Below are 11,944 nucleotides of genomic sequence, written 5' to 3' on the forward strand. Positions count from 1 at the left end.
CGCCTCAGATACAGACGCATAGCTCAGCTGGTTAGAGCACCACCTTGACATGGTGGGGGTCGCTGGTTCGAGTCCAGTTGCGTCTACCAAATTAAGTCACAAAAAGCCGCTGGCAGTTTGCTGCCAGCGGCTTTTTGTTTTACCCCCAGAACAACCGGATAACGGCAACAGGCAGCCGCCATGAGAGGCGGCTGCCTGCCAAAGTGTTCGTCATGCACGGCCTAGCGATACCCCTCCACAAAATCCTCCAGGCTCAGCTTGTAACCCGCACCCACCGCTTTGAACGCCCAGTCGGAAGTCGCCCGGAAAAACGAACCGAACTGCACCGACGTTTCCTGCGAAAACATCTCATCCAGATCGTACTCCGCCACCACCTGCCCATTGGCATCGTCATACAGACGGATGTAGGCATTCTGGATCTGGCCAAAGTTCTGGTTGCGCGCCACCGCATCGTGGATGGTGACGATGAAGGAAATCTCGCGGGCTTCGGCATTGATTTTGTTCAGGTCAATGCCAATCACCTCATCATCGCCCCGAACCTCGCCGCTGCGGTTGTCGCCGGAGTGGGTGACCGCGCCGTCCGGTGACTGCTTGTTGTTGTAAAACACAAAATAATCGTCAGAAATCAGCTTCGGTTCATTGAAGTCATTCAGCCGGCACACAAAAACCGAGACATCCAGATCGAAATCAGCGCCGGCGGCGGCGCGTTTGTCCCAGCCCAGCCCGACCCGGATAGTGCGCAGCGCCGGTGCTGTTTTGCTGAGATTGATGCCTTCGCCTTTTTTAAGATTAATTGCCATGGTAGCTCTCCTGGGGGTAATCCGGTTCCGGGGAAAAAGCAGTGTCAGTCAGGGCTTCCATTCAGACGCTGCATCAGTTCGGTTTTCATTTCTTCCATGCGTCCGGCGGCCTGCTGCCGCGATTGCTCGCCTTCCCGCTGAATCTGTTCCACTTCTTCCATGGTGGAAATCAGGGTCTGCTGCACATGCTCCAGGGTTTCGATATCCACCACCGAACGCTGGTTGGCGCGGGCGGTATTCACCGAATTCTGGCGCAGCAAGTCGGCGTTGCGGCGCATCAGGTCGTTGGTGGTGTCGTCGATCCGCTGGCTGAGTTCCACGGCTTTCTGCTGTTCGATCAGCGCAATGGCCAGGGTGAACTGTTTTTTCCAGCTGGGAATGGTCAGTTCCTGCAAGTTATGGAACTTGTCGATGAGAATGCGGTTGTTGGACTGCACCATGCGGATCATCGGCGCGGTTTGCACCGCCACCATCTGCATGGTGCGCAAATCATGCACGCGCTTGTCCAGGCGGCCGATCAGGTCCTGGAGGTCTCCCAGGGCCTGGGCTTCCATCGGGTCAGTGGCCGAAGGCGCGTTGCGGCGCTGTTCCAGCTCCTGCCGCAATTCCTCCACCTTGATTTCGCCCACCAGGATGTTGCAGTCCAGATTGCGGTATTCCTCGACATTGAACTCATAAACCTGGTCCAGGTCGCGGATACGGGTGCTGAGGCGGGTTTGTGTAACCTTGATTTCACTGACCAGTTTTTCAATCTGCTTGCTGAGCGTGTCATAACGGCCCAGGATTTGCTCCTTGCCCATGCGCAAGGAGTCGATGAGGCCGCCAATCAACGGGATTTTGGAACCGGAGCCGCTGTTCTTGACCAGCGCCTGCACATTGATGCCCTTGGCCAGCATCACCACGTCGTGCAGCTTTTCACCCAGACCGTCCATGTCCTTGGTCTTGACTTGGGTCAGCAGTTTTTCAGAATACTGGACGATCTTTTCCCCGGATTTGGAGCCCAGTTGATGCACGCCGTCACTGCGGCGCGGGTCGAAGGACTGCGACAAGCGCATCACGTCCTGCCGCAACTTGCCGACATCGGCGCCGGATTGTTGCAGCCGCTCCTGATTGCGGGCAAACACCACCTCCAGTGCAGACTCCGCCGCCGGGCGGGTGGCGACGGGGGAAGGCTCCTGATACACCGCCGGAGAAGATGCGGGTGCGGATGCCGGGGCAGGGGCGCTCTCGGTCTGGAAGGCGGAAACGGGCTTGAACTTGCTCATTATTTATCCCTGTCTGGTGTTGATTGCCTGCAGGCGCTCCTGCAAGGCGTGTTGTGTCGTGGCAAGCCGGTCGAACAGTTCTGCATGCATCTCCCCCGCAGAGGCGGAAAATAACGCCATGACCTGCTGTCGCCAAGCCGGTATGACTAAGGTAATGGTTTCATGGGTCTGGTCAATCAAGGCATGGATGTTTTTTTGTTCCAGACGTAACTGGCTCATGCGCAACAGCACGGTATGCCGCAGCAAGGACAGGTTGTGCAACCGCCGCTCGAACCGGTTCAGGGCTTCCTGTCGATCCACGGCTTCCTGACGGGCAAAAAAATCACCCGGCGGGGCGGCATCAGCTTCTTCCCGTTCTGCCGCCAGCCGCAATTGCCCGGCCACCATCTGGCAGGTAATGGTGCGGAATTGAAGCTCGGTCTTTTCCAGCAGGTCGACAAAAGCCAGTTGTGACTTCTTCAGCAACGACAGTTTTTCCAGACATGAAGCGGTCAGGGAGCCGATCTCCCGCTCAACCTGACGAAAACCTTCCTTGTCGGTGACGCCGCGTGTAAACAGCGATTTGAGCCAACCCGCGTTGCCGCTTTCCCGCAGCGCTTCCGGATTCACCTTGCGCGTCTGCTGAAGGATGCCGGTCAGGTATTCGCGAATCTGTTCCGGATACCGGCTTTGGGAAATTTCCGCCAGCCGGTTGAGGATGCCGTCCGAGAACTGGCCGAGGTCGGCGCCGAACTCACTGATATACGTTGGATCGTCAACACGGATGTCGTCCCGGAGCTGGATGATGCGCGAAATCTCGGCATCGCCAAAGCGGAAGTCATCCAGTTTCAGCCCGGCAATGGCCTGTTCAATCCTGGCCCGCTCACCGGCGGCCAGTTCGGCATGAACGGCGGGGCGGAACAGGGGTTTCGGGGCGGTGGTGGCGGAATCGGCGGCGGCGCTCAGCTTGCGGGCCTCCAGCGAGGCGAACAGCGGACTCCCCGGAGTTTCGGCGGAGGAATCCGGGGGGGCTGGCTTCGGGGTGCGGTCATGAAAGGTCTTGACCATACGGGGGTGTCCGGACTCCGCGTGCTGAAAGTGCTTGCCTCAAGAATAGACGTTGATCACGGGGTCGGTGCGCTTGAAGCGCTTGTAAGACCACTGGTATTGCGTCGGGTCGCGCCGGATCAGGCTTTCCAGAGACAGGTTCATGCCGGCGGTGGCGGTTTGCAGGTCGCTGCTGTAGATGTCCGGGTGCGGCGCTTCAAAATAGATTTCAAAGCCATCCTCGCCTGGCAGGCGGGTGCAGGTCATGCACACCACCTTGCACTTGGTTTTCTGCACCAGCCGCGGCGTCAGCACGGTGGACAGCGCATTGACCCCGAAAAACGGCGCATAAAGGCCGCCGTTGTCGCTGGGAACGTGATCGGGCAGGATGATGGTGAAGCCGCCGGTTTTCAGGCATTTCAGCATCTGCTTCACACCGCGCTCGTCGGTGGGCACCATGTGCGCGCTGAGGCGGCTGCGGGCTTCACGCACGAAGGCGTCAACGCCGCGGTCCTTGCCCGGCTTGTACATGATGACGGCGGGCGCATGCTGGTTCAGCCAGGCGTTCATGAATTCCCAGGTGCCGTAGTGCGGGGTTATGGCCAGCACGCCGTGTCCTTCCTTCAAGGCGTCAAAGAAAACGTCGCCGTTGGTCACCTTGCGGATGTGCTCAATGCTGTATTCCGGCGGCATGCCCCAGGTCTTGGCGAACTCCAGGCCGGTCTGTCCGGTAGAAATCATGTTCTGGCGCACCGTGCGGCGAATCCAGTCATCGGTTTGTCCGGGATAGCACAAACGCAGGTTTTGTTCGATGACCCGGGCATTCTTGCCTGGATACCAGGAGGCGATGACGCCCAGCCAGAGACCCAGCTTTTGCAGAAACGGCAGCGACAGCCGGCTGAACACGCGCAGCAGGCTGAGAATGATTTTATCGCGCCGGGTCAGGACGGGGGGAAGCTTGTCGGTTTCTGTAATGGGCATGATGCAGCGCGGAACCTCAGTGAAGCCGGCCGTTGGCGGCCATGATCGTTATGGATTTCAGGCCTGAAAGCATAATGGACATGTTCTCCAACACCAAGAGCGGACACGTATAATATCCGGCAAGTCTCAGGAGTTTACGATGGATTTCTTGCAACCCGTTCATGATTTTCTGGCGTGCCCCACGCCGCAGGCCTGGCTGGACGAGGCCACCCGCCAATTGCCGCTGTTGATGCAGGACCACGCCAACTGCGAAAAGAAGGCGGCCAGCACCGCCATGAACCTGCTGTTCCGTTATAACGACCGCCGCGATTTGCAGCACAAGCTGGCGCAGCTGGCGCGGGAGGAGCTGTTGCATTACGAGCAGGTCATGGAAATGATGGAGGAACGCGGGCTGGGCTACAAGCCGTTGTCGGCGGGGCGCTATGCGGGCGGGCTGCGCCAGCACATCCGCACTTCGGAGCCGGGGCATCTGGTGGATGTGCTGATTATCGGCGCGTTTGTAGAGGCGCGTTCCTGCGAACGGTTCCAGGCGCTGGCTCCCCTCGTGGATGCGGAACTGGGGCGTTATTACACCTACCTGCTGAAGTCGGAATCACGCCATTTCGAGTATTACCTGGAGTTGGCGCAGCAATATAGCCCGGAACCGATCACGGCGCGGGTGGCTTTCTTCCGCGAAGCGGAGGCCGGACTGATCCTTTCGCCCGATCCCCTGTTCCGTTTTCACAGCGGAATTCCTGAAACAACTGAGCATTGATCACGATTTGGTAATTCACGACACGATTTCCCCATCGTGTCGGTGTTTATCAAGCGATTGGCGACCAAAGACACTAATATGGCGACAAGCGGCAGCTAATGCGGCTTTACAAACAAAAATTAGTGTAATGACTCTAAAAGCTGTACCCGTAAAACTCCGATAAAAATGACAAATACACGTGTAAAGACCCACGTGACACAACAACCGGAAGCAGGGGATCACTCCAAATGTTCAAGAAGCTCATGACCGCCGCCATTCTCTCAGGCGCAGCCTTTTCCGCCAATGTCAGCAGCGCCTGGTGCCTGTTCAATTGCGACTACACCAAAACCAAGTATCCGCTGGTGCTGGCGCCGGGCGTGCTGGGCTTTGACAAGCTGGTGGGCTTTGTGGATTACTGGTACGGCATTCCCGGCGGTCTTAAGGATGGCGGCGCCAAGGTTTATGTGACATCGGCTTCCGCGTTCAACAGCTCCGAGCTGCGCGGCGAGCAGCTGTTGAAGCAAACCCAGGACATCTTGGCCATTACCGGCGCCGCCAAGGTCAACCTGATTGGCCACAGCCATGGCGGTTACTCGGTGCGTTATGTTGCTGATGTCATCCCGACCCGTGTCGCTTCGCTGACCATGGTTCACAGCCCGGTCAAGGGTTCGCCGGTGGCGGATCTGGTGCGCGGCGTGGCCCCGGCCGGCACGTTCACCGACACCGTGGTGCAGACAGTGGGCACGGCGGTTTCCAACCTGATTACCTTCCTGGCGGGCAACAGCTATAAGGAAGACTTCATGGCCAGCATGGATTCCTTCACCAAGACCGGTTCTGCCGCGTTCATCGCCAAGCATCCCAACGGTGTGCCGACCACCGCTTGCGGCGAAGGCGCTTACACGGCCAACGGTATCCGCAACTACTCCTGGAGCGGCACCACCACTGTCGCCAACGTCCTGGACCCGCTGGACACCTTCTTCGGTTTGACCGGTCTGGCTGGTTCTGAAGCGAATGACGGCCTGGTTGGACGTTGCTCCAGCCACTTCGGCAAGGTGCTGCGTGACAACTATCCGTGGAACCATGGTGACGCCATCAACCAGTTGTTCGGTGTGCGCGGCCTGTTCACGCCCGATCCGGTGGATGTCTACCGCGAACACGCCAACCGCCTGAAGACCGCAGGCCTCTGATTCAACAAACCGATTCTTAAGGTTTCAGGCGCCCGGACGGGCGCCTTTTTTTATGCCGCTAAATCGGGCAGCGCCGGTGCGGGCGGCTCCGCGCAGCTTGTTCAAAGGATGGACAAATCAGCGACTGGAATTGTCAGACAATGTCGTGAACGCACAAGGACACTGTCGCCATTCATCGTCGTTTTGACGGGCTTTGTCAGATAGGTGACGTTTAATCACTAACTATTGGCGCTGATTATCAAGCCTCGCCTAGAGTTGGTGATAAGATAGCCACATGTCGAATAAATACTCTAATTGTTCCCGACTGACGAATTAACAAACAAAACATTGACTAAGAATGTTCAGAAAACCGGCAATAACAACAACCTTTTTGGCTTTATCCGTCGCAGGAGATTTCACCATGTACAAGAAAATTCTGGCTGCATCCGTTCTCGTCAGCGCCGCCATGACTGCTAATGTCAGCAGCGCCTGGTGCCTCTTCAACTGCGACTACACCAAGACCAAGTATCCGCTGGTGCTGGCACCCGGCGTGCTGGGCTTCGACAAGTTGTTGGGCGTGGTGGATTACTGGTACGGCATTCCCGGCGCCCTGAAGGACGGCGGCGCCAAGGTCTATCCAACGTCGGCTTCCGCGTTCAACAGCTCTGAATTGCGCGGTGAGCAACTGCTGAAACAAACCCAGAACATCCTGGCCATCACTGGCGCGGCCAAGGTCAACCTGATGGGCCACAGCCATGGCGGTTTCTCGGTGCGTTACGTCGCTGATGTGATCCCCACCCGCGTGGCTTCCGTGACCCTGATCCACAGCCCGGCCAAAGGCGCCGGTCTGGCCGATGTGATCCGTAATGTTGCTCCGGCCGGTGCCTATTCCGCTTCTGTGGTGCAAAGCGTCGGAACAGCGGTTGCCAGCATCGTCACTTTCCTGGCGGGCAACAGCTACAAGGAAGACTTTATGGCCAGCATGGATTCTTTTACCACGGTTGGCGCGGCTACCTTCAACAGCAAGCATCCAAGAGGCCTGCCGACCACCGCCTGCGGTGAAGGCGCTTATACCGCCAACGGCATCCGTAACTACTCCTGGAGCGGCACTTCGCCCTTCAATAACATCCTGGACCCGCTTGATACCTTCTTCGGGATCACCGGTTTGGCCAGCAAGGAAGCCAACGACGGTCTGGTGGGACGTTGCTCCAGCCACTTCGGTCAAGTGCTGCGTGACAACTATCCGTGGAACCATGGCGACGCCATCAACCAGATGTTCGGCATCCGCGGCCTGTTCACCCCGGCCCCGACCGATGTCTACCGCTCGCATGCCAACCGGTTGAAATCGGCTGGTCTCTAAGCTTCAGGCTTGATATTGTAAGCAACGGCGGCCCGAAGGGGCCGCCGTTTTGTTATTGGCTGCACACTGGAGAATAAAAATAATGCAGAAGAAAATGGTGTTGGGGTTGGTAGGTGTATTGCTGGCCATTGCCTTGGGCCTGCTCTGGTTTTCCCGCGACAAGGAACCCGCTGCGGATGCGGTGTTGATGCCGAAGCCGGGCCAGAACACCGCGGAAATGGTCAGCAGCGCCCTCAGCAACTCCCTGAATGCCGCCTCCCGGTTCACGACGGGCCTGGAAGGCATGCCCAAGTCCTTGCAGGACACCGAGGTAGATGGTGCGCTGGAAGTGGATGCCAACGGCAACCTGAAAATCACCAAGGGCGTGCGCCAGACCTTCGACTATTTCCTCTCGGCCATTGGTGAGGAAGACCTGACGACCATCATTGCCCGTATCCGCGCCCATATTCGCCATAAATTGCCCGCCAAGGCCGCCGCACAAGCTGAAAAGCTGCTGGAGTCCTATATCTCCTACCGTGACGGGCTGGGCCGCTTACCGCAGGTGGCCGGTGACCCTTCGCTGAACATTGCCGCCATCCGCCAGCAAAAGCTGGATGTGCAAAACCTGCGTTCGCAATATTTCGACCGCGAAGTGATTACGGCATTCTTCGGCGATGAAGATGCCTATGACAGTTATACGCTGGGACGTATCGAGGTGATGCAGGACAAGAACCTGAGCGCCACCGAAAAGGCCAAGCGCACTGCCGCGCTGCTGGAACAGCTGCCGCCGGACATGAAGGAAAGCGTGAAGACGCTGAACCAGTACCAGGAATTGCAGGCGCTGGAAAAAGACTGGAAGGGACGCTCCGGCTCACCGCAGGAGTTGCGCGCCATCCGTGAACAGATTGTGGGCCCGGAAGCCGCCACCCGTCTGGAAGCGCTGGATCACGAACGTTCGGAATGGGATGCGAAGATGGCGGGATACCTGCAGGAACGCGAGACTATTTTGAAGAACCCGGCCTTGAGTGAACAGGACAGGCAGCAGCAGGTGCAGACGATACGCCAGCAACGCTTCAACCAGCAGGAGCAGGTGCGGGTGGATGCACTGGAACGCATCCACGATCAGGGGCTGACGGTTCCGGATTAATCCGCCGTCTGACGACGGTTTCCGGCCAGATGGTTGGCCATGCCGAGCAACCGCTCCAAGCCCGGTTGTCCGGTGTGGCCGGTCAGTTTCACCATCAGGTCGGACAGTTCCAGTTGTCGCTGCGGGGTGAGCTGTCCGGCCCGCGCTGCAAAATCAATCAGGCTGCGCTGCTCCTCCGGTGTCAGTCTGACCGGCGGGTCCACAGGGGGATGATCGGGGAATTCAGGTATCTCCTGCGGCTGTTGTTTCCAGACCACCACCGTACCCGCCGCCAGATCCCCCAGCCGCTGATAGCGCGCTGTATTCAGTAGTGAAAACACCGCAAAACCGTAAAAGAACGGCAGGAAGTCCGCGAAACGCAACAGGTTTCGGATCAGCGACGAGCGCCAGCCCACCGGCAATCCGCTGGACTCCATCACCGTCAATCCCAGCATTTTCTTGCCCGGTGTCGCCCCCCCGAAATAGACCTCGAAAATCACCGGATACAGCCACTCCATCAGAAACAGCAGAATCAGGAACAAGCCGGTTCCGATATTCCCCAGCTTGCTTAAACCCATGGCCAGCCCGATCAAAATGCCGCCGCGAATCAGCAAATCCACGCCAAAGGCGAGGCTGCGCGGCACCATGCCCGCCAGATGAAGCGACAGGCGCACGCCTTCCGGGGTTTCCAGAATTAGAAGAGAGTCCAGCATCGGCTTGGTGCGTTTCATGGGGTTTGGGCCTGGTTGACGATTTGCTTGCAGGCAGGATAACCGGAACAGCCCCAGAATGCCTGCCCGTCTGACTTGCGCTGGCGTAAAACCATGGGCCGTTGGCAGGCCGGACAGGTTTGGGCGGAGGAGGAGGTGGCCACAGGGGTTGCGGCTTTGGCTGTCTTGGCCTTGGGGGCGGCGCGCTTGCGGGGCTTGGCGTCGGTCTTGGCTGCAACAGACTTGCCGGTTGATGCCGCCTTGGCGGTTCGGGCGCGGACCGGGGATTTGCGGGTGGCCACGGCTGTTTCCGGATTGGCCAGCACCATGGGTGTTGCCGCCGCCAGCGCCACCAGCCGGGTCAGGTTTTCATGTTGCTTCAGCAGGAAGGCGGCGCTGTCCGCGCCTTCCTTTTCAATGGCGGATAGCTCCTGTTCCATCATCGCCGTGGCAATGGGGCTTTTCACCTCCTTGGGCAGCGCCTGGATCAGCGCCCGCCCGGTGGGGGTGGAGATCAGCAACTTGCCGTTGTGCATCAGGAAGCCCCGGTCCAGCAGCACGGTGAGGATGCGCGCCCGCGTGGCTTCCGTGCCCAACCCGGCATTTTCCTTGAGCAGCTTCAGCCATTTGTTGTCGATGGCCTTGGTCTTGGCCGCCACCACGCGGTGCACGCTTTCCATGTCGGCAATCAGCGTACCGTCGGTATAGGCCTTGGGCGGGGTGGTTTGTTTCTCACGGGCTTCACTGTCCAGATTGTGCGCGGTTTCGTTGAGGTCAATGGCGGGCAGGGTTTGTTCCGGCTCGGCCTCGTCGCTGTCGGGCTTCTCCTTGGCGGCCTTGGCGGGAAAGACCACCTTCCAGCCGGGAACCAGCGGGCGCAGGCCGGTGGCGCGGAAGGTTTCAGCGGCAAACAGCGATTCCACCACCGTCTTTTCGTATTCGTAGGGCGGGAAGAACTGCGCCAGGTACGTGCGGGCGATCAGGTCATAGACCTTGCGTTCCTTGTCGCTGAGATCGGCCACGGTGGCGCCATCGCCGCGCACGGGAATGATGCCGTGGTGGGCAGTGACCTTCTTGTCGTTCCAGGCGGACGATTTCAGGCTGGTATTGGCTTGCGGCAGCAGCGCCTGCAAGCCGGGATGAATGACCGCCAGCGCATTGAGGATGGCTGGCGCTTCGGCATGCTGGGATTCCGGCAAATAGTCGCAGTCGGTGCGCGGGTAGGAGGTCAGCTTGTGCTTCTCGTACAGGCTTTGGCAGATGGCCAGTACTTCATCCGCCTTAAGGCCGAAGCGGGCGCTGGCGTCCTTTTGCAGGCGCGACAGGCGGTAGGGCAGCGGCGGCGCAGTGTGCAGGCGCTGCCGGTCCAGCAGGCTGATATGGCCGGTTTCCGGCAGCCGCAGGATGTTTTCGGCAAACTCCTTGTCGGTGATGCGGCCGTCGGGATAACGGTCTTTCAGGGTGTCCGGCGCCACCCAGGCGGCCCAGAAGCTGCCGGCGGCGACACCGACGTGCAGCATGGGCACGTAGAAGGTCTTGCTGACGAAGTTGTCGATGTCCAGGTCGCGCATCACCACCAGCGCCAGCGTGGGGGTTTGCACCCGGCCGATGCTGACCACGCCCTGATAGCCGTGTTGCTGGGCGGCGAGGGTGAAGGCGCGGGAGAGGTTGATGCCCACCAGCCAGTCGGCGACGGCGCGGGTTTGGGCGGCCTGAAACAGCGGCTGGAAGGTCAGGTTGCTTTTCAGTTGGCGGAAGGCCTTGTGGATGGAGGCGCTGTCCTGCGCGGCCAGCCACAACCGTTCCACCGGTTTGCGGTTTTTGAGGTGCTGCAGCACCCAGTCCACCAGCAGTTGGCCTTCGCGGTCGGGGTCCCCGGCGTGAATGACGCTGTCCACCTGTTTCAGCAGTTCGCGGATCACCTTGATTTGCTGGCGTGCGCCTTTGTCGGCCTTGGGTAAGATCTGGATGTCGCCGGGCAGGATGGGCAGGTCGGCGGCGCGCCATTTCTGGTAGCGTTCGTCATAGACTTGGGGTTCGGCCAGTTCCATGAGGTGTCCGAAGCACCAGGTGATGAGGTAGGGGCCGGTGCTGAGGTAGCCGTCCTGACGCCGGGCGTTGCCGAAGTGTTTGGCGAGGCCTTGGGCGACGGAGGGTTTTTCGGCAATGATGAGGATGGTCATGCAGCGGCGGTCCATGCGTCAGGGGGAGGGGATTCTATCATTTGCATCGCACTTTCATTCCAATTAGCAAGCCGGGTACACTGGCGTTTTATGATAAAAAAGCGCGTGACGCCTTGGGGGAAAAGCATGAGCGGCAAAGGAGACGTTAGGGACAGAGAGGCAGTTCCGAGAAAAATATCACTCCGTCCCACCTTTTTATGCTGGAATGGTTACTTATGAAACGTGCATTCTTGCTAATAGTTACCATAGTACTTGTATGTTCAATCGCTATGGTAACTTCTGGTCCACGCGAATGGCATGATATTAGAAGTGGAATGCCATTAAGCCTTGTAATTACTAAATTGGGCGTGCCGATCGACTGTGATCGGGGTGTTAATTATTTCTCAGCTTGGGTAAAGAAGCTTCCTATCGGATATAGAGTTTTATATATAGAACACAAAAAGACATCGAAAAATAGTAGATCGCTTGTTGTGGCAAATGTATTCAATCGCTGGTATTTGCACGACCTGTCAGAAAAACAACAAAAGCATTATTGTGAAAGCAGTATTGCAGTCGATTAGTCCAGATTAATGTTTCATGTAATGGCAGGCCTGAACATAACATTAGCCACCGATT

Annotated in this window: 11 protein-coding genes and 1 tRNA gene; 6 read left to right on the forward strand and 6 right to left on the reverse strand. The window is 58.4% G+C overall.

Annotation, left to right across the window (positions count from 1 at the left end; all coding sequences use genetic code 11):
* Positions 1–12: 12 nt before the first annotated feature.
* Positions 13–89: transfer RNA gene (locus tag Q7T36_RS03050), tRNA-Val, on the forward strand.
* A gap of 132 nt (positions 90–221) precedes the next feature.
* On the opposite strand, the gene Q7T36_RS03055 is transcribed toward Q7T36_RS03050, so the two are convergent.
* The 4 genes from Q7T36_RS03055 to Q7T36_RS03070 are packed head-to-tail and all read right to left on the reverse strand — an operon-like array spanning position 222 to position 4,072.
* A complete protein-coding gene (locus Q7T36_RS03055; protein WP_304843878.1) occupies positions 222–800 on the reverse strand; it encodes a TerD family protein in 579 nt (192 codons plus the stop codon).
* Between the two features lie 44 nt (positions 801–844).
* On the reverse strand, positions 845–2,065 hold the full coding sequence (locus Q7T36_RS03060) for a toxic anion resistance protein (protein WP_304843880.1): 1,221 nt from the start codon (positions 2,063–2,065) through the stop codon (positions 845–847).
* A gap of 3 nt (positions 2,066–2,068) precedes the next feature.
* Complete coding sequence (locus tag Q7T36_RS03065; protein ID WP_304843882.1) at positions 2,069–3,112, reverse strand: toxic anion resistance protein; 1,044 nt, start codon at positions 3,110–3,112, stop codon at positions 2,069–2,071.
* Between the two features lie 39 nt (positions 3,113–3,151).
* Positions 3,152–4,072, reverse strand: a complete 921-nt coding sequence (locus tag Q7T36_RS03070; protein WP_304843885.1) for a lysophospholipid acyltransferase family protein — start codon at positions 4,070–4,072, stop codon at positions 3,152–3,154.
* Between the two features lie 139 nt (positions 4,073–4,211).
* Between Q7T36_RS03070 and Q7T36_RS03075 the strand changes: the two genes are divergently transcribed.
* From Q7T36_RS03075 to Q7T36_RS03090, 4 genes are all read left to right on the forward strand, one after another.
* On the forward strand, positions 4,212–4,826 hold the full coding sequence (locus Q7T36_RS03075) for a tRNA-(ms[2]io[6]A)-hydroxylase (protein ID WP_304843887.1): 615 nt from the start codon (positions 4,212–4,214) through the stop codon (positions 4,824–4,826).
* Between the two features lie 227 nt (positions 4,827–5,053).
* Positions 5,054–5,992 carry a triacylglycerol lipase gene (locus Q7T36_RS03080; RefSeq protein ID WP_304843889.1) on the forward strand — a complete coding sequence of 313 codons (939 nt, stop codon included), beginning with the start codon at positions 5,054–5,056 and terminating at the stop codon, positions 5,990–5,992.
* A gap of 400 nt (positions 5,993–6,392) precedes the next feature.
* Positions 6,393–7,331, forward strand: a complete 939-nt coding sequence (locus Q7T36_RS03085; RefSeq protein WP_304843892.1) for a triacylglycerol lipase — start codon at positions 6,393–6,395, stop codon at positions 7,329–7,331.
* Between the two features lie 82 nt (positions 7,332–7,413).
* Positions 7,414–8,457 carry a lipase secretion chaperone gene (locus tag Q7T36_RS03090; protein WP_304843894.1) on the forward strand — a complete coding sequence of 348 codons (1,044 nt, stop codon included), beginning with the start codon at positions 7,414–7,416 and terminating at the stop codon, positions 8,455–8,457.
* Here Q7T36_RS03090 and Q7T36_RS03095 read toward each other — a convergent pair.
* Positions 8,454–9,167, reverse strand: coding sequence for an RDD family protein (locus Q7T36_RS03095; RefSeq protein WP_304843896.1), 714 nt, complete (start codon positions 9,165–9,167; stop codon positions 8,454–8,456). The two genes, Q7T36_RS03090 and Q7T36_RS03095, sit on opposite strands and share 4 nt — an antisense overlap.
* Positions 9,164–11,329, reverse strand: coding sequence for a DNA topoisomerase 3 (locus Q7T36_RS03100; protein WP_304843898.1), 2,166 nt, complete (start codon positions 11,327–11,329; stop codon positions 9,164–9,166). The genes Q7T36_RS03095 and Q7T36_RS03100 overlap by 4 nt, the downstream gene beginning before the upstream one ends.
* Before the next feature lie 215 nt (positions 11,330–11,544).
* On the opposite strand from Q7T36_RS03100, the gene Q7T36_RS03105 reads away from it, so the two are divergent.
* Positions 11,545–11,889, forward strand: a complete 345-nt coding sequence (locus Q7T36_RS03105; RefSeq protein WP_304843900.1) for a hypothetical protein — start codon at positions 11,545–11,547, stop codon at positions 11,887–11,889.
* Positions 11,890–11,944 lie beyond the last annotated feature (55 nt).

It is taken from the genome of Fluviicoccus sp., from assembly GCF_030646115.1.
Classification (GTDB): Bacteria; Pseudomonadota; Gammaproteobacteria; order Pseudomonadales; family Moraxellaceae; genus Fluviicoccus.